Genomic DNA, 22,738 nt, shown 5'->3' on the forward strand with positions numbered 1-22,738 from the left:
CGCGCGGAGCGCGCCACCCGCTCGGCAAAGGAGCCACAGATGCTGCGGATCCCGTGCCCGTGGTGCGGACCCCGGGACGACGTCGAACCCCGCTGCGGGGGACGGACCGATGTGGACCGTCCCGAGGCCTCGCACGCGCGCTCGAAGGCGGTGGGACCATGACGAGGCTGCGCTCCGGCGGCCGCGTCGACCGCTCCCGGTCCGCGCGCTTCACCGTGGACGGGATCGCGCTGACCGGGCACCCGGGGGACACCCTCGCCTCGGCGCTGCTGGCCAACGACCGCATCGAAGTGGCGCCGTCGATCCACCGCGACCGCCCGCGCGGGATCCTCACCGCCGACGAGACCGAACCGAACGCGATGGTGCAGGTGCTGGGCGGCCGCCCCGAGCCGATGGTGCCGGCCACCCGCGTGGAGCTCGCCGACGGGCTGCAGGTCGCCACCCTCTCCGGCGTCGGCTGGCTGTGCCCGGCGGAGGACGAGCACACCTACGACAAGAAGCACGTGCACGTCGACGTCGCCGTGGTCGGCGCCGGCCCCGCGGGCATCGCCGCCGCCCGCGCGGCCGGCCGGTCGGGAGCGCGCGTGCTGCTGGTCGAGCAGGACGCCGAGATCGGCGGGGGACTGCTCGACGGGCACCACGGCGTCGACGGGCGGAGCGCGACCGACTGGCTCGCCGGGGTTTCCCGCGAGTTCGTGGAACTCGACGAGACCCGCGTGCTCACCCGCGCCACCGCCGTCGGCTGCTACGAGGGCGGTCCCCTGCTCGTGGCCGAGCGGCGCGGTGCGCGGCAGCGCCTGTGGCACGTGCGGGCCCGGCACGTCGTGCTCGCCACCGGCGCGCACGAACGCCCGCTCGTCTTCGCCGACAACGACCGCCCCGGCACCATGCTCGCCGGGGCGGTGCGGCGCTACCTGCACCGGTTCGGGGTGCTGCCCGGCCACCGCGCCGTCGTGGCCACCACCTCGGACAGCGCCTACCGCACCGTGTTCGCCCTGGCCGAGGCCGGTGCGGACGTGCGGGCCGTGGTCGACAGCCGCGCCCACCCGCCCGAGGAGCTCGCGCGGCTCGCCGAGGAAACCGGCGCGGTGGTGCACCGGGGAGCGGCCGTCGTCGGCACCGAGGGGGACCGCCGGGTGTCGGCCGCGCGGATCGCCCCGCTCGACGGGGACGGGCACCCGGCGGGCCCGGCCGTGCAGCACGACTGCGACCTGCTGGCCGTCAGCGGCGGGTGGGACCCGGCGACCCAGCTGTTCGGCCACGCCGGCGGGCAGCTGCGCTGGGACCCGGTGATCGCGGCGTTCGTGCCGCAGCAGGGCGAGGACCTGCCGCGCGTGATCGGTGCCGCGCGGGGGACGCTCGACCTCGCCGGCTGCCTGGCGCAGGGCTACGCCGCCGGGGCGGAACTGGCCACGGCCAGCGGTTTCCGCACCGCACCACCGCCGGTGCCGCCCGTGCGCGGCGATCGTCCGCCCACCCGCCCGCGGCCGCTGTGGCTGGTCCCGGGCGAGTCCGGTGAACCGGCCCGGTGGTGCGACCACTTCGTCGACCTGCAGCGCGATGCGACCGTGGCCGATGTCTGGCGCGCCCTCGGCACGGGCGTGCGCTCGGTGGAGCACGTCGAGCGGGCCACGACCATCGGAACCGGCACCGACCAGGGCAAGACCTCCCGGGTCAACGCGGCGGCGCTGGTCGCCGAGGCGCTCGGCGCGCGGGATCCGGGCGAGGTGGGCGCGACCACCGCGAGCTCGCCGTACGCCCCGGTCCCGATGGCGCTGTGGGCCGGGCGGGAGCGCGGCCGGCTGCACGACCCGGCGCGGGTCACGCCGATGCACCCGTGGCACGTCGCGCACGGGGCGGTGTTCGAGGACGTCGACCAGTGGAAGCGCCCCCGGTGCTACCCCCGGGACGGTGAGGACGTGGACCGGGCCGTGCAGCGGGAGTGCCGCGCCGCGCGCACCGGTGTGGCCGTGCAGGACGTGACCCCGCTCGGCAAGGTCGAGGTCGCCGGGCCGGACGCACCGGAGTTCCTCGACCGGATCTGCACCAGCGGTCTCGCCGGTCTGCCCGTCGGCGAGGCGCGCTGCGGGGTGATGTGCACCCCCGACGGGGTGGTCTTCGAGCACGGGGTGGCCGCGCGGCTGGCGCCGGACCGGTACCTGATGAGCACCACCACCGGCAACGCCGCGCAGGTGCTGGACTGGCTGCAGGAGTGGCTGCGGACCGAGTGGTCCGAGCTGGCGGTGTACTGCACCCCGGTGACCGAGCAGTGGGCGGCGGTGGCCGTGGTCGGCCCCGACTCGCGCGCCGTGGTGGCCCGGCTGGCACCGGACCTGGACGTCGCGGCCGGGGCGTTCGGACCCCTGGAGTTCCGCTGGGCGGTGCTGCGCGACGGCATCCCCGCGCGGGTCTCGCGCGTGTCGTTCTCGGGTGAGCTGGCCTTCGAGATCCACGTGGAGACGTGGTACGGCCGCGCCCTGTGGGAGGCGGTGCACGCGGCGGGGGAGGACCACGGCATCACCCCGTACGGCACGGAGGCGATGCGCGTGCTGCGGGCGGAGAAGGGGTTCGCGATCGTCGGGCAGGACACCGACGGCACCGCCACCCCGCTCGATCTGGGCATGGACCGGGTGGTGTCCGCGCGCGCGGACTTCGTCGGCAAGCGCTCGCTCTCGCGCGCGGACGTGCGGCGCTGCGACCGCAGGCAGCTCGTCGGGCTGCTGCCGCGGGACCCGGAGGAGCGGCTGCCGGAGGGGGCGCACCTGGTGGAGCCGGACGTGCCCCGCGAACCGCCGGTGCCGGTGCTCGGCCACGTGACCTCCAGCTACCGCAGCGCGGCGCTGGAGCGGACCTTCGCGCTGGCGCTGGTGCGAGCGGGGCGCAGCCGCGTCGGCGAAGTCCTGCACGTTCCGCTGCGGGGCCGGTTCGCGCCGGTGGAGGTGGCCGAACCGGTGCTCTACGACAGGGAAGGAGCCCGCCGTGACGGTCGTTGACGAGGTCGCGGGCACCGCGGTCGGTGCCCGCGAGTTGCGCCGCAGCCCGCTGGCGCACCGCACCGCCGAGCTCGCCGAGCGCAGCGCGGAGGGGCTGCGCGGAGTGCGGCTGGCCGAGGAGCCCTTCCTCGCCCAGGTCGACCTGCGCACCGACCCGTCCGGCGCCGCGAGGGGGCGCGTCGAGCGGGAGCTGGGGACGCCCCTGCCGCACCGCACGCCGGACCGGGTCACCGGGGACCGGCGGCACGCGGCGCTGCGGCTCGGGCCCGACGAGTGGCTGCTCGTCGCCCCGGACGGGCAGGCGGGGCGCGTCACCGCGGCGGTGCGGGAAGCGCTGGGCGGGTCCTCCGGCACCGTCGTGGACGTGTCGGCACAGCGCACCACGCTGCGGTTGTCCGGGGCGCGGTCGCGGGACGTGCTGGAGAAGCTGTGCTCGACGGACCTGCACCCGCGCGCGTTCGGCCCCGGCCAGTGCGCGCAGGTGCTCGTGGGGCGCGCGCAGGTCGTGCTGTGGCAGGTCGCGGACGAACCGGCATACCGGATCATGGTGCGCTGCTCGTTCGCCGAGTACCTCGCCGATCTCCTCGTCGACGCGATGGCGGAGTTCACCGCGGGGTGAGCACCCGTGCGTCCGCAACGGGCGGGACGACCCGGCGAAGTGACCGCTACTCCCGGCGCAGCGCCGCGGACAGGCGGCGGCGGTGCCGGGAGAAGGCCTTGGGGCTGTTGAACGCGCACACCGCCACGGTGCGCCCACCGCGGTGGTAGGTGGCCACGAAGCGGTGCGAGCGCAGGGACCCGTCGACGACGCGGACCTCGTCCTTCGGGCCGGGGAACCCGGCGAACTGCAGCAGGTTGCCGTACTGCCGCGACCAGAACCGGGGGATCGCGGCGTAGTGCGAGACGGTCCACCCGGCGAGCAGGTTCCGCACCGCAACGGGCGGCTGGTTCATCGCCGTCCACCAGTGGTCGCTGCGCGCGGTGCGGCCGCGCCGCGCGGGCAGGTAGCGGGCGAGATCGCCGACGGCCACCACATTGGGCACGGCGGTGACGCCGCCCGGGTTGGTCACCACCCCGTCGCGGACCTTCACGCCCGAACCGCGCAGCCACTCGGTGACCGGGCGGCTGCCGACCTCCACGACGACCAGATCGGCGGGCAGCACCCGTCCGTCGGCGAGTTCGACCCCGGTGGCGCGGTCCCGGCCGAGCACCCTGCTGGCCGGGGTGCCGCAGCGCATCCGCACGCCGTGGTCCTCGTGCAGCGCGAGCCAGGTGGGGGCGAGCTCGATGCCGAGCGTGCGCGCCAGCGGCATGTGCTGAGCCTCGACGAGGGTGACGTGCGCTCCGCGGCCGCGGCAGGCGGAGGCGATCTCGGTGCCGATGAGCCCGCCACCGATGACGACGACGCGCATGCCCGGTGCGAGTTCGGTGCGCAGCGCGTGCGCCTGGTCGAGCGTGCGCAGGTAGTGCACGCCGGGGAGGTGTTCCGTTCCGGGCAGGGTGATGGGGCGGGCGCCGGTGGCCAGCACGGCGCCGTCGACGGCGACGGTGGTGCCGTCGTCGAGCGCGATGCAGCCCTGCCGGGGCCGCAGCCCGACCGCCCTGGTGCCGGGACGCCACTCCGCTTCGAGGGCGTCCTCCTCCTTCTCGGTGGCCAGCGCGAGCTCGTCCGAGGACTGCCCGTCGGTCAGGAAGTCCTTCGACAGCACGGGCCGGTCGTAGGGGCGGTGGGACTCCTCGCCGATCATGACCAGGCGCCCGTCGAACCCCTGCTCCCGCAGCTCCTGCGCCGCGCGCCAGCCCGCGATCGAGGTTCCGACGACGGCGACCGCCTTCATACCGCCAGCCCGGATCCGCCGGGCCCACCGGGAGAACGCACACGTACCTCCGTTGCATCACACGAAACCGGGAGTAATATGTGCAACAAATTTCGCTCTCGGGTTCCGACAACGTCAAGAGGGATCACAGATGGTTCCGGAAATGGCACGTGGAACGGATACGGTTGGACCGTGGGTAGTTCAGCGGAGACACACGGAAGGAGCTCGGGCGCTCTGGTGCAGTCCGTCGACCGGGCTGTCACCGTCTTGGAACTGCTGGCGCGGAGCGGAGAAGCCGGCATCACCGAGATCGCCTCGGAACTGGGAGTGCACAAGTCCACGGCCTCCCGGTTGGTCAGCGTGCTCGAGTCACGCGGCCTGGTGGAGCAGCTCAGCGAGCGAGGTAAGTACACGATCGGGTTCGGCGTCGTGCGGCTGGCGGGGGCGGCGACCGAGCGCATGGACCTGCCACGGCTCGGGCGGCCGTTCTGCGACTCCCTGGCCTCCGACCTCGGGGAAACGGTCAACATCGCGATCCGCGACAACGACGTCGCCCTGAACATCAGCCAGGCCCGCGGCACCGCCGCGGTGACCGCGCACAACTGGGTCGGGCAGCGCACCCCGCTGCACGCGACCTCGAGCGGCAAGGTCCTGCTCGCGCACGCCCCGCAGGAGGACCAGGACGCGATCCTCGGGGAATCGCTGCAGCGCTACACGAACCGGACGGTGGTCGATGCCGGGCAGCTGCGCAAGGACTTCGACGTGATCGCGCGCGACGGGTACGCCGCCTCCTTCGAGGAACTCGAGCTCGGCCTCAACGCCGCCGCCGTGGCGGTCTACAACCAGGAGGGTTCCGTCGTCGCGGCGCTCAGCGCCTCCGGGCCGTCCTACCGCTTCTCGCGCCGCCGCGTCCGCGACGTCGTCGGCGCGATGCGCGTGGCGGCCAAGGAACTCTCCTCGCAGCTCGGCTACCTCGGGGTGTGAGGAGGCCGCGCGGTCACGCGGAATCTCGAGCGGAGGTTGCACGTGACAGCGCGGTACTCCGCGCAACGACCGCCCGGCCGGACCGATCCAGCCCTGGGAGGAGTGCTCAGCGGCCGCGCCGCCGCTCGTCCGCGCGGCGGGTCGGTTCGGCGGCGGAGGCCCCGTCCGCGGTGCGGGGGGTGCCGCCGCTCACCTGCGTCGTCCCCGCCGGCAGGTCCTGGCGTGTGCGCGGTGCCGCGCGAGCGGGCGCTTCGGCACCGGTGGGCAGGCCGGGGCGCGTGCCGTGCCGCGGCCGGTGTTCCGCGTGCGCACCGGCGGGAGCGGCTTCCGCCGGGCGCTCCGATCGCTGGGCGGCGATGTAGCGGCCCTGGGCGAGGAGGACGAGGAGTCCGACGACGAGCGCGGCGACGGCGAGCACCAGTGCGAACGCGAGGGACTCGTGCCACCACAGGGCGGCTGCCACGCCGCAGCCCGCGCCGCACGCGGCCGCCAGCACGTGGAAGAGCAGATGGACGCCGTAGCCCTGCACGATCAGTGACCTCCTGCATCGGTGTCCCGTGGAGCGGTGCACCCGGACCGCCGGAGCGCGCCGCCTGCGCGTTGCTCCGGCGTGCGCCGCCGCGGTGGGGCATCGCCCGCGTTCCCCGCCGCTTCGCGCGTGCGGCGGCGGAGGACGGTGACGAAACCGTTATCCCATCGTACTCGCCCGGATTGATCTCCTCGTCCGCGCTGAGCGGACGGGTGAGCGGATGCGGTGGGGATCTCCGCCGCGTCCGCCCCCGCTCCTCCGCATCCCGGGTCACTCGTCCGTGGGGTGAGCCGGGTTCGTCTTCAGCGGGATCTCCGCGCAGGCCCTACCGTCGACGCGAAAGGCCGAACGCGCCGAAAATCCGCTCACCGGAACCGGCCCGCTGCCGCGGCGCGGCCGGTCGCACGCGGACGCGCGGGGCCGGGCGCCCGCCGATCCGCCGGGTGTCCGGAGAACGAGCTGCTGAACTTCGGGGGGTGAGGCGAGTGCTCAACTCGCTGGCCGCGTTCGCCGCGTTCGCGGGGGTGCTGATCACGGTCATCATCGGGGCGTCGCTGGCGATGTGCTGGTACGAGCACCGCATGCTCGGCACGCGCCCCGCGCAGCGCAGCCGCCTCCGCCGCCCGCCCAGCTCCGGTACCGGCGCGCCGGAGCCGGCGCCGGGGCACGCCGCCGAACCACCCGCACCGCTCGCCGAGCAGGAGCCGGGCCGTCCCGCACCGGACCGCCGCGTGCCCGGCGCCGACCGCACACCGCCCACCGCGGTGCTGCCGGGGGCCGCGCGCCGCATCACGCCGGCCGCCTCCGCCGGCGTCGCGCTGCTGGTCCTGCTGCTGACGATCGTCTCCCGGAGCGGGCAGGCGCACCCGCTGATCGGCACCGACCCGGGCGGCGGCACCGGGAAGCGGCCCGTCCGCTCGCCAGCGCGGTCCGCTGCCGCCCGCGGGGCCGGCCTCAGGCGTCCTCGTTGAGCACGTGGAAGTCGGCGAAGTCGAACCCGGGGGAGACGACGCAGCTGACCAGCGTTTCCACCGTGGGCGCGGCGCTGGCGCACTGCCACGTGCGCGCCGGGACCAGGGCCTGCGGGCTCTGACCCGCACCTGCGCCGAGCGAGATGTGCTCCGGGTGCTCCGCGGGCCGCTTCCCCTCGCCGCCGAGGTGCAGGTTGAGCGGCCCGCCCCGGTGCCACATCCACAGCTCCTCCGACTCGACCGTGTGCCACCGGGACGTCTCCCCGGGGGTGAGCAGGAAGTAGATCGCCGTCGCCGAGGGGCGCGGGGACCCGTCCCGGGAGAGCGCGAACGGGCTCGTCCACGTGCGCCGGTACCAGCCGCCCTCCGGGTGCGGCAGCAGGTCGAACTCCTCGGCGGTGTGGCTGCGCGTCTCCAGCGAGAGGAACGTGCCGTCCGGGCCGCGGCGCGCGTAGTACACGTCGACCACCGCCGAGCGGTCCAGCGGTCCGTAGACGTGCGGGAACGGGGTACCGGGGTCCACGCCCGGCGGCGGGGCGGGAGCGGCGGCTTCCCAGCGCAGCGGGGAGGTGATGCGCTCCGGGTCGAGTTCCGCTGCGATCATCGGCTCGTTCTCGGCCCGGTACAGGCTGTTCGCCACGGCCAGCGCGGTGGTCAGGTCCGGCGAGCAGTGCGCGAAACCCTCGTGGTCGAGCGACGCGGGTCGCAGCGGTTCGGTGCGGTCGGCCTGGAACACGCTCAACGGCAGCAGGTGCAGTACGGTCGGTCCGATCACGGTGCCAGTCTCCCCCGGCGGTCAGCCGCGGGCCACGCAGGGTGTGCCACGGCGCAGGTACGGGCCGGCACCGAGCGCGGCCGGTTCCGGTCGGTGGTGGCACGCCCGGTGCCGCCGCACGCGCGGTGTCCCGGGGAGGCCGGCCCGACCGGAAGAGGAACGTCAGCGGAGGTGCGTGCGGTGCGAATCGCGGTGCTCGACGACTACCAGGACGTCGCGCGGGAGTACGCGGACTGGGGATCCCTGCCCGCCGGGGCGGAGTTCTTCACCGATGCCGTCGCCGGTCCGGGCGAACTGGTGGAACGGCTCCGGCCGTTCGAGATCGTCGCGGCGATGCGGGAGCGCAGCGGGTTCCCCCGCGAGGTGCTGGAGCGCCTGCCGAACCTGCGGCTGCTGGTGACCACGGGCATGCGCAACGCGGCGATCGACCTGGACGCCGCGCGGGAACTGGGCATCACCGTCTGCGGCACCAGCAGCGGCACCCCGGAGGCCTCCTGGGTGCCGACGACCGAGCTGACGTGGGGCCTGATCTTCGCGCTGCTGCGCAACATCCCGCAGGAGGACGCACGGGTGCGCGCCGGCCTGTGGCAGGGCAGCGTGGGGCTGGAGCTGCACGGGCGCACGCTCGGCGTGCTCGGGCTGGGGCGCCTGGGCAGGCAGGTCGCCACGATCGGCCGCGCGTTCGGCATGCCGGTCATCGCGTGGAGCCAGAACCTCACCGAGCGGGACGCGGCCGCCGTGGGGGCGCACCGGGTGGACGAGGACGAGCTGTTCGCCAGCGCCGACGTGCTGACGATCCACTCGGTGCTCAGCGCTCGCACGCGCGGGCTGGTCGGCGAGCGCGAGATCGGGTTGATGCGCCCCGGGGCGTACCTGGTCAACACCTCGCGCGGGCCGATCGTCGACGAGGCGGCGCTGCGCGCGGCGCTGCACGCGGGGCGGATCGCCGGGGCCGGGATCGACGTGTTCGAGCGGGAACCGCTGCCGGCCGACCACCCGTGGCGGAGCACGCCGCGGACGGTGCTCACGCCGCACCTCGGCTACGTCACCGAGGGCACTTACCGCGCCTTCTACACCGAGACCGTCGAGGACATCCGCGCGTACCTGGACGGAGCGCCGGTGCGCGTGCTCAACGCGGCGAACACCTGAGGCGCTCGCGCCGCGGCGGTACGGGGAGGTGCGGCCGCTCGCCGGCCTCCTCGCCGCGGCGGCGGCTTGCTGACCGGGGACGACATCACCCCTCGGGGAGGCGGTGGCCGGCGGGCGCCGAACCGGCCGCTCCCGGCTACCGGAAGCGTGGTTGACGCGTGGTGAGACGTGCATCACGGTCATACCAACCAGTCGGTCCGCCGATCCGCAGTGGAGCCCGCAATGACCGCGAGCCACCAGCAAGCCCCCCGCAAACTCCTCGCCGCAGCACTCGTCGCCAGTTCGATCGAGTGGTACGACTTCTTCATCTACGCCACGGCGGCCGCTCTCGTGTTCGGTCCGCTGTTCTTCCCCGCGAGCACGCCGCTGATCGGTGTGCTGCTGTCCTTCGCCACCTTCTGGGCGGGGTTCGTCGCCCGGCCCATCGGCGGGCTGCTGTTCGGCCACTTCGGGGACCGCGTCGGCCGAAAACCCGCCCTCGTCACCTCGCTGGTCCTCATGGGAGCGGCGACGTTCCTCATCGGCCTGCTGCCGACCGCCGGAACCATCGGCATGGCCGCGCCGATCGTCCTCGTCACGCTCCGGTTCCTGCAGGGATTGGCCGTCGGCGGCCAGTGGGGCGGCATCGTGCTGCTGCTGACGGAGAACGTGTCGTCCTCCCGCCGCGGGATGGCCGGATCGTTCGGCCAGGTCGGCGTGCCGGTGGGCGTCTTCGCAGGCAACGCCGCCTTCCTGCTCATGGGTGTGCTGGCCCCGGGCGACGCGTTCCTGAGCTGGGGCTGGCGGGTGCCGTTCCTCGCCAGCGCCGTGCTCGCCCCGGTGGTGCTGTTCATCCAGCTCCGCGTCGAGGACACCCCGGTGTTCCAGCGCCTCCGCTCGGAGAAGGAGCAGGCCGAAGCCGCCCGGCCCAAGGCCCCGCTGCTGGAGGTGCTGCGCACGCACTGGCGCACCGTCCTGCTCGGCTCGGGCCTGCTGTTCGCCTCGAACTCGATCTTCTACATCAGCATCTCCGGGCTGCTGGACTACACCACCCGGGAACTCGGCATGGAACGCACCTCGATCCTCACGGTGACCCTGTTCAGCTCGGTCGTCGGCGTGGCGGTCATCTTCGTCGCCGGGCGGCTGGCCGATTCCTGGGGACGGCGACCGCTCGTGTGGCTCGGCGGCGGGCTGCTCGTGCTGTGGGCGTTCCCGTTCTTCTGGCTCGTGGAGACCGCGACCATGGTGGGCGTGACCCTCGCCGCCGTGATCGGCAGCGTCTGCTCGGGCTTCAACTACGGACCGCTGGCCGCCTACATGAGCGAGCTGTTCGCACCGCGCGTGCGCTACTCGGGAGCCTCGATGGCCTACCAGCTGGCGGCGATCCTCGTCAGCGGCGGCACGCCGTTCCTGATGACGGCGCTGCTGGCCACCACCGGCACCACGGCTTCGGTCTCGGCGTTCCTCGTGCTGATGGGGTTGATCACCTTCGCCTCGGCCGCACTGCTGCCGGAGACGCTGGCCGAGCGGCGCCGTTCGGCGGCGGTGGCGGACTCGCCCGCGCACTGACCCCGTGCGATGTCCCCCGCAGGGCGGGGAGCACGACGGCGGCCGCGGACCGCCCGGTGCGTCCGGGCGGTCCGCGGTGCGCCGGACGCCGGTCAGTCGGCTGCTCCGGGCGCGGCGGGCTCCGCCGCCGGGTCCGAGCAGCCGCAGCTGCGGCGCGGGACCAGCTGCGCAGCGGGAGCGCGGTCGCCCGCTTCCGGGGAGTTCAACAAGGCCACCGCCTCCTCGGCAGCGGCCGCCAGCGGCTGCTGGACAGCCGCCAGGGCGGGCACGGTGAAGGCCGCCTCGCCGGTGCCGTCGCAGCTGATCAGGGCGAGCTCGCCGGGAACGGCGACTCCGCGGGCACCGGCCGCGGCCAGCACGCCGATCGCCTGCTCGTCCGTGGCGACCACCAGCGCGGACGGGAGCTCGCCGCGCGAGGCGAGCTCGGCGGCGAGGTCGCGGGCCGCGGCGCGGTCAGCGGCGCACCGCAGCAGCGGTCCGGCGGGGCGGGTGTCCTGCCAGGCGGCCCGTCGCTGCCCGAGCGGTCCGCGGTCGCGCTCACCGGCGAGGAAGCCGATCTCGGTGTGCCCGTGGTGCCGCAGGTGCTGCACCGCCGCGGTCACCGAGGCGGTGTTGTCGGCGGCCACCAGCGGCAACCGGGAGTTCTCCGGCCGGTGGTGCACGTACACCGCCGGGGTTTCGCCCGCGTCGACGGTTCCGTCGACCTCCTCGCCCGTGGGGACGAGCACCAAGCCGTCCACCTGCGCCGAGCGGAACGCGCGCACCGCCGCGTCGTACTGGGCGGGGTCGAAGTCGGCGTTCGCGATCACCGTCAACGCGCCCGCGTTCCCCCTGTGAGTCTAATCGATTAGAATCACTCGCACCGAACGGGAGGTGCGTCATGCGCGAAGAGGAGGCCCCGGGGCACGGCGGTGCGGTCCCCGCCGGGGTGCCGCTGTGCGGTGCGGGTCGGTACGACCTGCCCCGCTACGACCTGCACTGCCACCTGGACTGCAGCGTGCGGCCGGACACGGCGGTCGAACTGGCCGCCGCGGGGGGAGTGCCGGTGACGCGGCCGGCGCGGGAGCTCGTGGTCGCCCCGCCGGAGTGCGGCAGCCTGCCCGCGTTCCTCGCGCACGTCGAGTTCGCGGTCAGCGTGCTGCAGTCGGCGCGGGCGCTGCGGCGCGTGGCGCGGGAGCTCGTGCACGACTGGCACGCCGACGGGGTCGTCCACGGCGAGGCGCGCTTCGCCCCGCAGCTGCACACGCGCGCCGGACTCGGCATGGAAGGGGCGATCACCGCGGTCGCGTCCGGGCTCGCCGACGGCGCGGCGGAGACCGGGGTGCGCACCGGGCTGCTGCTGTGCTGCATGCGGGACGGTTCGCCGGAGACGAGCAGGCGGGTGGCCGAGCTCGCGGTGCGGCACCGCGACGTCGTCGCCGGGATCGACCTGGCCGGTGACGAGCGCTACCCGGGCGCGCCGCACCGCGCGGCCTTCGACGCGGCCCGGGAGGCCGGGCTCGGGATCACGATCCACGCGGGCGAGGGAGCGGGCCCGGAGAGCGTGTGGGAGGCCCTCGACGTGCTCGGTGCCGATCGCATCGGACACGGCGCGCGCTCCGCTGCGGACGCAGCGCTGCTGCGGCGGTTGCACTCCGACGGGATCGCGGTGGAGGCCTGCCCGACGAGCAACGCGCAGACCGGGGCGGTGGCCGGGTTCGCCGCGCACCCCGCCGACCGGATGCTCGCCGACGGCATCGCGGTGACCGTCAACACCGATGCGCGTTCCACATCGGACACCACGTTGGGCCGCGAATTCGCGCGCATGGCCGAGCACTTCGGATGGACGGCCGAGCACGAACGGCGTTGCCAGGACAACGCCCGCGACGCCGCTTTCCGCTCCGCCGCGGCGGAGCGGCCCTGCTAGCGCCTCGTTGCGGTGCTGGCGCTCGCCGTTGCGGGAACGGTTGCCGCGCAGCACCGATCGGGGGCCGCTCGCACGTCCCCGGTTCGACGCGGCGCCGAGGGCGCTGGGGCGGCGTGGTGCGGGCAGCCGCGCCGCACGATCCGACACCGACCGCGAAAGGACCTGGCATGCCGCAGAACCTCCTCTTCGACGCCGACGACACCCTCTGGGAGAACAACGTCCTGTTCGAGCGGGCCGTCGAGCGCGTCCTCGACGAGGTCGCCGGCCCCGGCCTGCCCCGGGAGCGGCTCCGCGCGCAGCTGGACGCGATCGAAGCGGTCAACAGCCGGCGCCACGGCTACGGCGTCGACGTCTTCGAGCGCAGTCTCGGCGAATGCCTCGCCGCCTTCCGCGAGCCGGACGAGGCCGACCGGAGGCTGGTCACCGACGCGTGCGCGCCGATCCGGCAGCAGCGCGTCGAACTCCTCGACGGGGTTCGCGGGACGCTGCACGAGCTGCACCAGCGGCACCGGCTGTTCCTCGTCACCAAGGGCGACCGCGCCGAGCAGTCCGGGAAGGTCGACGTCTCGGGGCTGGCCGGGTTCTTCGACGACGTCGTGATCGTTCCGGAGAAGGACGCCGCGGTCTACGCCGACTTCGTCGAGGAGCGCCGGTTGGACGCGGCGCGGACCTGGATGATCGGCAATTCCCCGCGCTCCGACATCTGGCCCGCCCTCGAGGCCGGGATCGGCGCGGTGCTCGTGCCGCACCCGATGACGTGGTCGCTGGAAACCGAGGAGGTCCCCGAGGGGCACGCGAGGTTCCGCGCGGTCGAGGCCTTCCCGCTGCTGCGCGAGCACTTCTGAACGGCGCCCTCCCGAAGGCCACCCGCTCGGTGGTGCACGCGTCCGGTCAATGCCCGACACGGCCTGCGTTGTGGACAACTTGTCGCCCGACCGCGTGGGGATGGATTCCAATTTTCATGAAAATTGAATCGTCTGGAACGGTCCCAGAGTGGCGGGGCCGCGTTCGGGAGCGGGCCGCAGCAGCCGGTGCCCGGCCGTCTTCGGCATCCGGTGCGCTCGCCCCAGCAGGCCCACCGCGGCGAGGGGCCACCACAGCTGTGCCCACCGCAGCCGGCGTCGCGCTCGGGGCGCCCACCGCGGCGGGGTCCCCGAGCGCGCACCGGCGGATCACGCCTCGTCGGCGAGCTGCTTGACGCGCTCGATCAGCCGCGCCCGCTCGGTGGCGTCCTGGGCCACGGGGGTGACGTTGAGCGTGGTCACGCCGGATTCCTTCATCGCGGCGAGCCGCTCCTTGACGTGCCCCTCCGAACCGACGAGGGAGGTCTTCTCGAGCAGTTCGCGCGGCACCGCCGCGGCGGCCTCGTCCTTCTTGCCGTCCAGGTACAGGTCCTGGATGCGCTCGGCCTCCTCCTCGTAGCCGTAGCGGCGGGCGAGGTTGTTGTAGAAGTTGCGGCCCTTGGCGCCCATGCCGCCGATGTACAGCGCCAGCTGGGGACGGCCGAGGTCGAGCAGTTCGTCGAGCCCCTCGCCGATCGCCAGCGGCGCCTGCACCACCACGTCCAGCGGCGGCAGGTTCGGATCGCGGCGCTGCCGGCCCTCGCGCAGCGACTCGCCCCAGACCATGTCGGCCTTCTCCGGGACGTAGAAGATCGGTTCCCAGGACTCGGCGATCTCCGCGGTCATGGCGACGTTCTTCGGCCCGATCGCGGCGATCATGATCGGGATGCGTTCGCGCACCGGGTGGTTGATCAGCTTCAACGGCTTGCCCAGGCCGGTGCCCTGCCCCTCCGGCAGCGGGATCGCGTAGTTCTTGCCCTGGTGCTGCACCCGCTCGCGGCGCCAGACCTGCCGGCAGATGTCGACGATCTCCCGGGTGCGCCCCAGCGGCGCCTGGTAGGGGATGCCGTGGAACCCCTCGATGACCTGCGGTCCGGACGCGCCGATGCCGAGGGTGAACCGCCCGCCGGAGACGTAGTCCATGCCGGCGGCGGTCATCGCGGTCAGCGTGGGCGTGCGGGTGTAGATCTGCAGGATCCCCGAGGCGATCTCCAGGCGTTCGGTGCGCGCCGCGATGAAGCCCATCTGGCTGACCGCGTCGAAGGAGTACGCCTCGGGCACGTAGACGATGTCCAGCCCGGCCCGCTCGTAGGTGTTCAGCTCCGCGACCGTCTCGTCGAAGCCTCCGCTGTAGTTCAGCGGCATTCCGATGCGCATGCTCGTCCTCTCGTCCCGTCGGAAGGGGTGCGACTGCCTCGTTGCGCGCAGGCTACCGGTGAGTAAACGTGTGCGGGAGCCCCGAAACGCGGTCCGCGCGCCCCGCCCGGGTGCGCCTGCCCGCCGCGCCGAGCAGGGGCGGGTGCGCGATCGGTAGCGTCGGAGGTGTTCCGAGTCGTCGAACGGGGAGGCTGAGCGAGCGTGGTAGTCATCCTGCACATCCTGATCACGGCGGTGTCCGTCTGGATCGCGACCGTGCTCCCCGGGATCACGCTGGAGGGCGAGAGCACCGCCGCCAAGATCGGCACGCTCATCGCCGTCGCCGTGGTCTTCGGCGTCGTCAACGCGGTGCTCAAGCCGATCGCGAAGACGCTCGGGTGCGTGCTCTACGTGCTCACCCTGGGGCTGTTCGGGCTCGTGGTCAACGGACTGCTGTTCTGGCTGACCAGCTACATCGCAGGTCAGCTGTCCCTGCCGTTCCACGTGGGCGGTTTCTGGCCCGCGTTCTGGGGCGCGCTGATCGTGTCCCTGGTCAGCACGGCCCTCGGTGGCCTCGTCCGGGAGCGCGAGGTCGAGCGGGTCTGAGGCGGATCGGGCCGGGCGGTCTGCGAGGATGATCGCCGAGGCGCTGTTGGAGGACGCCGCCGGGGCGGGAGGACACCGCCAGCGGGGGCGCGCTGCGGGAGGAGGCCGCATTGGAGGGCGCGGGCACCGCGGACCTGCTGCTGCTGTCGAGCGGGGCCAAGCACGGCTCCGGGTTCCTCGAGTACGCCCTGGACGCGGTGGCCGAGCTGCTGGCCGGGCGGAAGGACCTGCTGTTCGTGCCCTACGCCCAGCGCGAGCACGACGCCTACACCACCCGCGTGGCCGAGGCCCTGGTCGACCTGGACGTGACCGTGCACGGCCTGCACCGCTGCGCGGACCCGCACGCGGCGCTGCGCGAGGCCGAAGCGGTCTTCGTCGGTGGCGGGAACTCGTTCCGGCTGCTGACCGCGCTGCACGCGCAGGAGCTGGTGGGTCCGCTGCGGATGGTGGTCGAGCACGGCGCCTCCTACCTCGGGGCCAGCGCCGGCACGAACATGGCCTGCCCGTCGCTGCGCACCAGCAACGACATGCCGATCGCGCAGCCGCGGTCGTTCGCGGCGACCGGGCTGGTGCCGTTCCAGATCAACCCGCACTTCCTCGACGCCGACCCGGACAGCACGCACATGGGGGAGACCCGGGAGCGGCGCCTGCTGGAGTTCCTCGAGGACAACGACGTACCGGTGCTCGGCGTGCGCGAGGGGTCGTGGGTCCGGGCCCGCGAGGGGCGCGCTGTGCTCGGCGGCACGACCGGGGCGCGGCTGTTCCGGCGCGGGGCCGAACCGGAGGAGGTCCCTCCCGAAAGCGATGTCTCCTTCCTCCTCGACACGGTCCCGCGGTTCGATATCGATTGAGAATGTCCCTCGAACGGGTGGGATTGTGCGGTGATCTGACTCGACGCGGGGCCTTGCGAACTCGCGTGCGGTGTGCTCCTGCCCGGTGGGCTGCGTCCGGTTCGCGCGGATCCCGCGCGGGGTGCGGGCCGCCTGAGCAGGAGTTGATCTCGCTGTGCGGTGGCCTTATCACGCACCGCAGCGAGCGCTGCGGTGCGGGAGCCGGGCCACCGGCTCCCGGCCCGCACGCGGCGGTGCTCGCGGAAGCACCGCGGAAGGCCCCGGCCACCGGCGCGATAACCTGGCCGCCCCGCTGCGGGGAACCGCCGCACAAGGCCGACAACCGAACAGGTCGAACCTCGCGCAGGTTCGACACCACGACCGCGTGCGTACCGACGCTGAAGGGGTGGCCGGGAATGTTCGAACGCAACGACGAGCTCACGTACCTCCTGGACGATCTGGTGCACCGCGTTGCGGGAACCTGGCACGCCATCGCTCTGTCCCTCGACGGGCTGCTCGCCGGGTCCTCGAGCGGGTTGGCGGCCTCCTACGGGGAGCACCTGGCCGCTCTCGCCTCGACGCTGCAGAGCGTCGCCCGCGAAACCGGCCGGCGCTTCGCAGGCGGGGGAGTGCGCCAGACCCTCGTCGAGATGGACCACGGCTTCCTGTTCGTCACGTCCACGCGCTCCGGTGCGTGCCTGGCCGTGCTGGCCGACGCCGACGTGGATCCGGGCGAGATCGCCTACGAGATGAACCTGATCGTCGACCGCGTGGCCGAGTGCGTGCACACGGCTCCCCGGCCGGTGCTGGGCGCGGCGCACGCGTGACCACCCGGCCGGTGCGGTGACCACCGTGCGGGGCGAACCGCCCGGCGGTCACCGGCGGACCGGCCACCGGGCGGTGATCACCCGGCGGGAGCGTCACGCATCCGGGACGCGCGGATCGGTCCCGGGCACGGCGCGTGTCGTGATCGCGATGCGGTTCCACGCGTTGATCGCCACGATGCCCCACACCACGGCGGCGAGCTCGTCCTCGTCGAGGACCGCCCGCGCCCGCTCGTACACATCGTCGGGAACCTGGTCCCGGTGCACGAGCGTGATCGCCTCGGTCAGCTCCAGCGCCGCCCGCTCCCGCTCGGTGAAGAACGGCGCCTCCCGCCACGCGCACAACGCGTGGAGGCGCTGCTCGGTCTCACCGGCCGCCCGCGCGTCGCGGGTGTGCATGTCGAGGCAGAACGCGCAGCTGTTGATCTGCGAGGCGCGGATCTTGACCAGCTCGTGCAGCACCGGGTCGACCGCTTCCTGCGTCCGCTGCGCCAACTCCCCCATCGCCCGGTAGATCCCCGGCGTGCGGCCCGCCAGGTCGACGCGTTCACCCATGTCGTCCCTCCTCGGTTCGCGCGGCTGCGCGCAGTTTCTCCGGATCGGCCGACGAGTCCCCGATCGAGGCCGGCCTCGATCGAGGACTCGTCGCACCGGGGAGACGTCCGTAGCAGGAGGAAACGTGACAGCTCCGCGCTGTGATCGCGCGCACAGCGCAGGTGGTCGGGTGCGGCGCTGCGGCTCGCCCGGCCGGTCCGGGAACGTCGTCCCGGTGCAGGCCTGGAGCGCTGACCACCGCGCGGTGCCGGATGCCGTCGTTCGTCCGGAGCGCCGCGGGGACAGCTCCGCAGGCGCGGGGAACGGGCGGGTGGCCGCCCCGCCGCTGGCGGGCTGGTGGGCGCCGCCGTCCGAGAGGGCGCCCACCAGCAGGGAGTCACCGCTTCGCCGCTGCCGCGTGCAGGGTCCGCGCGGCGGTCGCGAGCCCCTCCGCCGTGTCGTAGGCGGCGTCCTCGTGCTCGATGTTCACCGGCATGTCCGGTGACACCTCGGCCAGCGCGGCCAGGAACCCGGACCAGTACTCGGCGTCGTGGCCGACGCCCACGGCGACGAACCGCCACGCCGGATCCTCCGGCCAGGAGCTGCACCACGTCCCGATGCCGGTGGGCACCTTGTCCGGCGAGTCCGCGGGCACGCGGCCGAACGACGTGTCGAGCACACCGCGGACGTCGACGCCGGGGCAGAGCGCCACGTCCTTGGCCGCGGCGTGGAACACGCGCGACCCGAGGTGGCGGATGCAGGCCTCCACGTCCATGCCCTGCCACATCAGGTGCGAGGGGTCCATCTCCGCACCGATGTGCTCGGATCCGGTCAGCTCGATCAGCCGGGTCAGCGTCACCGGTGAGAACACGAGGTTGTGCGGGTGCATCTCGACGGCGACCCGCACGCCGCACTCGGCGGCGAGCGCGGCGATGTCGCCCCAGAACCGCGCGGCCACGTCCCACTGGTAGTCGAGCACGTCCATGTACGCGCCGTCCCACGGGTTCACCACCCACGACGGGTACTTCGCGTCCGGGTCGGACCCGGGCGTGCCGGACATGGTCACCACCGTGCCGACGCCGAGCTCGCCGGCGAGCCGGATGGTGCGGCGCAGGTCCTCGGCGTGCTTCGGCCCCGTTCCGGGCAGCGGGCTCAGCGGGTTGCCGTTGCAGTTGAGGCCGGTGAGCTCCATTCCGCGGGAGCGGAAGCGCTCGAGGTAGTCGCGCCGCGCCTCGGGCGAGGCCAGCAGCGCGTCCACGGGGCAGTGGGGCGCGGGCAGGAAACCTCCGGTGTTCACCTCCACGGAGGTGAGGTCGTGCCCCCGGAGGGTGTCGAGCGCCTGGTCGAGGTCGCGGTCGTGCAGGCAGGCGGTGTAGGCACCGAGCTTCAGCGGCATGGCGGATCCTTCCGGTGGAGTGGACGGGGCGGGTGAGGGGCGCTCAGGCGATGTCGACGGCAGCGCCGCTGCGCTGCGCGGATTCGACGACGGCGCGGATGACGCGCATGGTGCGGCGGGCGTCGGCGAACGACGCGCACGCGGGCAGCGGATCGGGCGCGTCCGCCACCGCGTCGAGGAACGCGCGGGCCTGGTAGACGAACAGCTCGGCGTTGCCGCCGCCGTTGCCGGGCGCTTGCATCGGGTACCCGCCGGCGAAGTACGGCAGCTGCGGACCGGCGATGACCTGGCGCGCGCCGCGGGTGCGCGAGGCCGGTTGGGGGTCGTCGAAGGTGTACTCGGCGGGACGGTGCCAGTCGAAGGCGGCGCGTCCGGAGCGGCCGCACACGTCGAAGGCGAGCCCGTTGGGCATCCCGAAGGCGGTGCGCGACACCGACAGCGAGCCGCTCAGACCGCTGCGGAAGTGCGCGGTGAACACCGCCGTGTCCTCGTTCTCCACCGGGCCGGTCTCCGAGCTCACGGGTGCTGACTCGTGCCCGACCACGTTGCCCAGCGGCAACGGCCGCTCCGGGATCTGCGTGGTGAGCACCCCGCCGGAGACGGCGGTGATCGGTCCGCAGACGTACTCGGCCACGTCGATGAGGTGCGCGCCGATGTCGCCGAGCGCACCGCTGCCGGGTTCGCCGGCGAAGCGCCAGGTCAGCGGGCCGTTCGGGGCGGTGGCGTAGTCGGCCCAGTAGCGGCCCTGGAACAGGGTCGCCGCGCCGATCTCGCCGTCGCGCACGTGGTCGCGGATCGCGGTGATCGCGGGGGAGCGGCGGAAGGTGTAGCCGACGGCGGTGACCACGTCCGCGGTATCCTCGGCGGTCACCATGGCTTCGGCGTCCTCCATCGAACCGGCGAGCGGTTTCTCGCACAGCACGTGCTTGCCGGCGCGGACGGCGGCCTCGGCGATCGGGCGGTGCAGGGTGTTCCCGACGACGATGCTCACGGCGTCGATCGACGGGTCCGCGATGACTTCTTCCCAGCTCGTCAGGGCTTTTTCGAAGCCGTAGCGGCGGGCGGCGTCCTGGGCGAGGGAGGCGTCGGCGTCGGCGACCGCGGCGAGCCGCACGGGTGGGAGCCCGTCGCCGAAGACGGTGTTGACCTGGCGGTACCCGGCGGCGTGGCTGCGTCCGGCCATGCCGGCGCCGATGACGGCCACGGACAGGGGTTGCTGTGCCATGGGGCAGTCCTTCCTGGGAGTCGCGCTGCGGGCGGTGGTGCTCGCGGTGCGATCAGCGGTGGCGTGGGATGCTGTGCACTGGGCCGAAACGTTCCGGTTCTCGGTGATTCGGAACGCTAGGGATGCAGTGGTCCGTATGTCAAGACATAATCGGGGGCTTGGAAGGAGCCGTGTGACGAGCAGGAGCACCAGAGCGACGATCGCCGACGTGGCGCGGGCCGCGGGAACCGCCGTGTCCACCGCCTCCGTGGCGCTGCGCGGGGAGTCCGGGGTGTCCGAGCGCACCCGGGTCCACGTCCTCGAGATCGCGCGCCGCCTCGGTTACCGCCCCGACCAGCGCGCCCGGCACCTGCGGCAGCGCGATCCGCAACTGATCGGGGTCACGTTCGCGGCCGGGCAGGTCTTCCACGTCGACGTGCTCGACGAGCTCTACCGCGCCGCCGACGAACTCGGCTACGACCTGGTGCTCAGCGCCACCACTGCCGAGCGGTCGGCCGAACGCGCCGTCGACGACCTGCTGCGCGACCGGTGCCGCACGCTCGTGCTCATCAGCCCCGAGCTCGACGAGCAGCAGCTGGCCGCCGCCAGCGAGCAGGCCACCGTGGTGGCGATCGGCTCCGAGGCCTCAGCCCCCGGCGTCGACTCCGTGCGCTCCGACGACCGGCAGGGCATCACCGACGCGGTCGACCACCTCGTCGGCCTCGGGCACCGGTCGGTGGCCTACATCGACGGCGGCACCAGCGCCATGAGCGGCACCCGCCGCGAGGCCTACCGCGCGGCGATGGAGCGGCACGGCCTCGGCGACGCGGCCCGCGTGGTCGGCGGCAGGCCCACCGAGGAGTGCGGAGTCGACATCGCCGCGAGCTACGTCGACGGCACGGCCGCGCTGCCGGGGGCGGTCCTCGCGCACAACGACATGATCGCCATCGGGCTGGTGCTCACCCTGCGCGCCGGCGGAATCGCCGTGCCCGGCGACGTCTCCGTCATCGGCTACGACAACACCGCCACCGCAGCGCTGCGGACGGTGCAGCTCACCTCCGTCAGCCAGGACAGCGCGGCCCTGGCGCGCAGGGCCGCGCGGCGGGCCGTGCTGCGCGCCGAGGAAGCCGGGGAAGCCGGGGAAGTCGCTCCCGCGGAGGAGATCGTCACGCCGGTCCAGCTGGTCCAGCGGGCCAGCTGCGGCGCCCCGGGCGCATCGGCGCACGAGTGACGGGTGCCCTCGTCCGTCGTCCGCGTGCTGCGCCCGCGACCCCGAGCAGGGCGATCGCCTCGCGTTCCTCGAACGACAGGTACCTGCCGGTGGTGGCCGGCTCCCCGTCGCTCAGCACCCCGCCAGCTTCCTGGAACCAGCGGTCCCGACTCGCCGGGAAACCCCGGCGTGGTCGAGGCCACCGCGATCGTCCGGCCGTCTCGGACCCGTCCCAGAACGCCTGCCGCACCGGCCGCGGGTCGTCCCGGCCGCCCGGCACGTGTCCTCGCAACTCCTGCCGCCAGGACCGGCGCGACCCCTGGAACCCCGTCGGGCATTTCTCGGGAGACGTCCGGACCCCTGGGGAGGACGAGGTCCGCGGCGGCGGAGTCAGCCTCCGACCGAGCTGCGCGCGACCGGGAAGTCGAAGTAGGTCTCGGGGAACGGTTCTGCGGACAGCGTGAAGTGCCACCACTCGTTGGGGTAGTTCTCCATGCCGACCGCGGCGAGCGTGCTGCGCAGCAGGTCCCGGTTGTGCCGCGCTTCGTCCGTCACCCGCGGGTCGTCGGTGTGCGCGAGCGGGTCGAAGCAGTCGAAACCGGTGCCCATGTCCACGCTGTTGTCGTCGAAGCGCTCGTGCTCGGGTGCGTAGCAGGGCTTCAGCGGCTCGCCGGGGATGTACGGCCGCTGGGGAGCTGCGGGCAGTTCCACGAGGGTGAGATCGACCGTGCTTCCACGGCTGTGTCCGGACCGCTCGGCGATGTAGCCGTCCTCGAACAGCGTCGACTTGTCCGTGCGCGGGTAGAACTCCTCCTTCATCCGCTGATCGCCGAGCCGTTCGGCCCAGGAGACGAACTGGTCGACCGCGCGTTGCGGGCGGAAGCAGTCGTAGACCTTGAGCGTGTACCCCTTTCGCAGCAGTTTCCGCTGCGCCGCGTGCAGTGCTTCCGCCGCAGGCCGGGTGAGCAGGCACATCGGCTGGCGGTACCCGCGGATCGGGTGTCCCACGAAGTTGTGGTGCCCGGCGTAGCGGATTTCTTCGAGGATCGTCGGGGCGACGTCGCGCAGCGCGACGAACTCCTCCGGTGCCGGTTCGGGGCGCCCGTGCGCAGCGGCCGCGTCCGCCTGCCCGGGCGTGGCCGGTGGCCCGGTGGCGGAGGTCGGGCCGCGCGCGGCCGTTGTCCCGGCCGTGTCCACCGGAGAGGGCGCGACGCCAGGACCGGACGCGGCGATCGGGGCGGACGCGGCGGACAGAGCGAACACC

At 73.7% G+C, this 22,738-nt stretch carries 21 protein-coding genes; 12 read left to right on the forward strand and 9 right to left on the reverse strand.

Annotated elements, in window-relative coordinates:
* The first annotated feature begins 158 nt into the window (after window positions 1–158).
* Entirely contained in the window at window positions 159–2,993 is a 2,835-nt protein-coding gene (locus ACYVJE_RS14545; protein ID WP_461144876.1) for a 2Fe-2S iron-sulfur cluster-binding protein, read from the forward strand.
* Window positions 2,980–3,612 carry a sarcosine oxidase subunit gamma gene (locus tag ACYVJE_RS14550; RefSeq protein WP_461144877.1) on the forward strand — a complete coding sequence of 211 codons (633 nt, stop codon included), beginning with the start codon at window positions 2,980–2,982 and terminating at the stop codon, window positions 3,610–3,612. The genes ACYVJE_RS14545 and ACYVJE_RS14550 overlap by 14 nt, the downstream gene beginning before the upstream one ends.
* 46 nt (window positions 3,613–3,658) lie before the next feature.
* Here ACYVJE_RS14550 and ACYVJE_RS14555 read toward each other — a convergent pair whose 3' ends face one another.
* Complete coding sequence (locus tag ACYVJE_RS14555; RefSeq protein WP_461144878.1) at window positions 3,659–4,831, reverse strand: NAD(P)/FAD-dependent oxidoreductase; 1,173 nt, start codon at window positions 4,829–4,831, stop codon at window positions 3,659–3,661.
* A 216-nt stretch (window positions 4,832–5,047) separates the two neighbouring features.
* Here ACYVJE_RS14555 and ACYVJE_RS14560 point away from each other — a divergent pair, with 216 nt between their 5' ends.
* Window positions 5,048–5,794 carry an IclR family transcriptional regulator gene (locus ACYVJE_RS14560; RefSeq protein ID WP_461144879.1) on the forward strand — a complete coding sequence of 249 codons (747 nt, stop codon included), beginning with the start codon at window positions 5,048–5,050 and terminating at the stop codon, window positions 5,792–5,794.
* A gap of 106 nt (window positions 5,795–5,900) precedes the next feature.
* Here the strand turns inward: ACYVJE_RS14560 and ACYVJE_RS14565 are convergent, their stop codons facing one another.
* On the reverse strand, window positions 5,901–6,323 hold the full coding sequence (locus ACYVJE_RS14565) for a hypothetical protein (RefSeq protein WP_461144880.1): 423 nt from the start codon (window positions 6,321–6,323) through the stop codon (window positions 5,901–5,903).
* A gap of 476 nt (window positions 6,324–6,799) precedes the next feature.
* On the opposite strand from ACYVJE_RS14565, the gene ACYVJE_RS14570 reads away from it, so the two are divergent.
* Window positions 6,800–7,294: a hypothetical protein gene (locus tag ACYVJE_RS14570; RefSeq protein WP_461144881.1), complete on the forward strand. Its 495-nt coding sequence runs from the start codon at window positions 6,800–6,802 to the stop codon at window positions 7,292–7,294.
* Here the strand turns inward: ACYVJE_RS14570 and ACYVJE_RS14575 are convergent.
* Window positions 7,278–8,069: a cupin domain-containing protein gene (locus ACYVJE_RS14575; RefSeq protein WP_459156646.1), complete on the reverse strand. Its 792-nt coding sequence runs from the start codon at window positions 8,067–8,069 to the stop codon at window positions 7,278–7,280. The genes ACYVJE_RS14570 and ACYVJE_RS14575 overlap by 17 nt on opposite strands.
* A gap of 180 nt (window positions 8,070–8,249) precedes the next feature.
* On the opposite strand from ACYVJE_RS14575, the gene ACYVJE_RS14580 reads away from it, so the two are divergent.
* Together ACYVJE_RS14580 and ACYVJE_RS14585 are read left to right on the forward strand one after the other, a co-directional pair.
* Window positions 8,250–9,218 carry a D-2-hydroxyacid dehydrogenase family protein gene (locus tag ACYVJE_RS14580; protein WP_461144882.1) on the forward strand — a complete coding sequence of 323 codons (969 nt, stop codon included), beginning with the start codon at window positions 8,250–8,252 and terminating at the stop codon, window positions 9,216–9,218.
* A gap of 222 nt (window positions 9,219–9,440) precedes the next feature.
* Complete coding sequence (locus ACYVJE_RS14585) at window positions 9,441–10,766, forward strand: MFS transporter (RefSeq protein WP_461144883.1); 1,326 nt, start codon at window positions 9,441–9,443, stop codon at window positions 10,764–10,766.
* 92 nt (window positions 10,767–10,858) lie between these two features.
* On the opposite strand, the gene ACYVJE_RS14590 is transcribed toward ACYVJE_RS14585, so the two are convergent.
* Window positions 10,859–11,575 carry a substrate-binding domain-containing protein gene (locus tag ACYVJE_RS14590; RefSeq protein WP_461144977.1) on the reverse strand — a complete coding sequence of 239 codons (717 nt, stop codon included), beginning with the start codon at window positions 11,573–11,575 and terminating at the stop codon, window positions 10,859–10,861.
* 71 nt (window positions 11,576–11,646) lie between these two features.
* On the opposite strand from ACYVJE_RS14590, the gene add reads away from it, so the two are divergent.
* Together add and ACYVJE_RS14600 are read left to right on the forward strand one after the other, a co-directional pair.
* The gene (gene add / locus ACYVJE_RS14595; protein WP_461144884.1) at window positions 11,647–12,672 is read left to right on the forward strand and encodes an adenosine deaminase; all 1,026 of its coding nucleotides are present in this window, start codon (window positions 11,647–11,649) and stop codon (window positions 12,670–12,672) included.
* 167 nt (window positions 12,673–12,839) lie between these two features.
* Complete coding sequence (locus ACYVJE_RS14600; RefSeq protein WP_461144885.1) at window positions 12,840–13,517, forward strand: HAD family hydrolase; 678 nt, start codon at window positions 12,840–12,842, stop codon at window positions 13,515–13,517.
* 327 nt (window positions 13,518–13,844) lie between these two features.
* On the opposite strand, the gene ACYVJE_RS14605 is transcribed toward ACYVJE_RS14600, so the two are convergent.
* Window positions 13,845–14,891: an LLM class F420-dependent oxidoreductase gene (locus ACYVJE_RS14605; protein WP_459156640.1), complete on the reverse strand. Its 1,047-nt coding sequence runs from the start codon at window positions 14,889–14,891 to the stop codon at window positions 13,845–13,847.
* Between the two features lie 201 nt (window positions 14,892–15,092).
* Here ACYVJE_RS14605 and ACYVJE_RS14610 point away from each other — a divergent pair, with 201 nt between their 5' ends.
* The 3 genes from ACYVJE_RS14610 to ACYVJE_RS14620 all read left to right on the forward strand — a co-directional run bounded on the left by ACYVJE_RS14610 (window position 15,093) and on the right by ACYVJE_RS14620 (window position 17,133).
* Window positions 15,093–15,476 carry a phage holin family protein gene (locus ACYVJE_RS14610; protein ID WP_459156639.1) on the forward strand — a complete coding sequence of 128 codons (384 nt, stop codon included), beginning with the start codon at window positions 15,093–15,095 and terminating at the stop codon, window positions 15,474–15,476.
* A gap of 110 nt (window positions 15,477–15,586) precedes the next feature.
* Window positions 15,587–16,327, forward strand: coding sequence for a dipeptidase PepE (pepE, locus tag ACYVJE_RS14615; RefSeq protein ID WP_461144886.1), 741 nt, complete (start codon window positions 15,587–15,589; stop codon window positions 16,325–16,327).
* A 395-nt stretch (window positions 16,328–16,722) separates the two neighbouring features.
* Window positions 16,723–17,133 carry a roadblock/LC7 domain-containing protein gene (locus ACYVJE_RS14620; protein WP_459156637.1) on the forward strand — a complete coding sequence of 137 codons (411 nt, stop codon included), beginning with the start codon at window positions 16,723–16,725 and terminating at the stop codon, window positions 17,131–17,133.
* Between the two features lie 93 nt (window positions 17,134–17,226).
* Here ACYVJE_RS14620 and ACYVJE_RS14625 read toward each other — a convergent pair whose 3' ends face one another.
* The 3 genes from ACYVJE_RS14625 to ACYVJE_RS14635 form a co-directional block, all read right to left on the reverse strand.
* On the reverse strand, window positions 17,227–17,685 hold the full coding sequence (locus ACYVJE_RS14625; protein ID WP_459156636.1) for a carboxymuconolactone decarboxylase family protein: 459 nt from the start codon (window positions 17,683–17,685) through the stop codon (window positions 17,227–17,229).
* 376 nt (window positions 17,686–18,061) lie between these two features.
* Window positions 18,062–19,060, reverse strand: a complete 999-nt coding sequence (locus tag ACYVJE_RS14630; RefSeq protein ID WP_461144887.1) for a sugar phosphate isomerase/epimerase family protein — start codon at window positions 19,058–19,060, stop codon at window positions 18,062–18,064.
* 43 nt (window positions 19,061–19,103) lie between these two features.
* Window positions 19,104–20,285 carry a Gfo/Idh/MocA family protein gene (locus tag ACYVJE_RS14635; RefSeq protein WP_461144888.1) on the reverse strand — a complete coding sequence of 394 codons (1,182 nt, stop codon included), beginning with the start codon at window positions 20,283–20,285 and terminating at the stop codon, window positions 19,104–19,106.
* Between the two features lie 172 nt (window positions 20,286–20,457).
* On the opposite strand from ACYVJE_RS14635, the gene ACYVJE_RS14640 reads away from it, so the two are divergent.
* Window positions 20,458–21,495 (forward strand): LacI family DNA-binding transcriptional regulator, encoded by a 1,038-nt coding sequence (locus tag ACYVJE_RS14640; RefSeq protein WP_461144889.1) that lies wholly within the window; start codon window positions 20,458–20,460, stop codon window positions 21,493–21,495.
* A 369-nt stretch (window positions 21,496–21,864) separates the two neighbouring features.
* Here ACYVJE_RS14640 and ACYVJE_RS14645 read toward each other — a convergent pair whose 3' ends face one another.
* Window positions 21,865–22,671 (reverse strand): M15 family metallopeptidase, encoded by an 807-nt coding sequence (locus tag ACYVJE_RS14645; protein ID WP_461144890.1) that lies wholly within the window; start codon window positions 22,669–22,671, stop codon window positions 21,865–21,867.
* Between the last annotated feature and the right edge of the window lie 67 nt (window positions 22,672–22,738).

The sequence above is a fragment of the Salinifilum aidingensis genome, from assembly GCF_054782015.1.

Coding starts and splice junctions, on each gene's coding strand:
- ACYVJE_RS14625 (WP_459156636.1), bottom strand. CDS start 17,685: ATGGGTGAACGCGTCGACCTGGCGGGCCGCACGCCGGGGATCTACCGG.
- ACYVJE_RS14600 (WP_461144885.1), top strand. CDS start 12,840: ATGCCGCAGAACCTCCTCTTCGACGCCGACGACACCCTCTGGGAGAAC.
- ACYVJE_RS14545 (WP_461144876.1), top strand. CDS start 159: ATGACGAGGCTGCGCTCCGGCGGCCGCGTCGACCGCTCCCGGTCCGCG.
- ACYVJE_RS14605 (WP_459156640.1), bottom strand. CDS start 14,891: ATGCGCATCGGAATGCCGCTGAACTACAGCGGAGGCTTCGACGAGACG.
- ACYVJE_RS14585 (WP_461144883.1), top strand. CDS start 9,441: ATGACCGCGAGCCACCAGCAAGCCCCCCGCAAACTCCTCGCCGCAGCA.
- add (WP_461144884.1), top strand. CDS start 11,647: ATGCGCGAAGAGGAGGCCCCGGGGCACGGCGGTGCGGTCCCCGCCGGG.
- ACYVJE_RS14635 (WP_461144888.1), bottom strand. CDS start 20,285: ATGGCACAGCAACCCCTGTCCGTGGCCGTCATCGGCGCCGGCATGGCC.
- ACYVJE_RS14630 (WP_461144887.1), bottom strand. CDS start 19,060: ATGCCGCTGAAGCTCGGTGCCTACACCGCCTGCCTGCACGACCGCGAC.
- ACYVJE_RS14555 (WP_461144878.1), bottom strand. CDS start 4,831: ATGAAGGCGGTCGCCGTCGTCGGAACCTCGATCGCGGGCTGGCGCGCG.
- ACYVJE_RS14620 (WP_459156637.1), top strand. CDS start 16,723: ATGTTCGAACGCAACGACGAGCTCACGTACCTCCTGGACGATCTGGTG.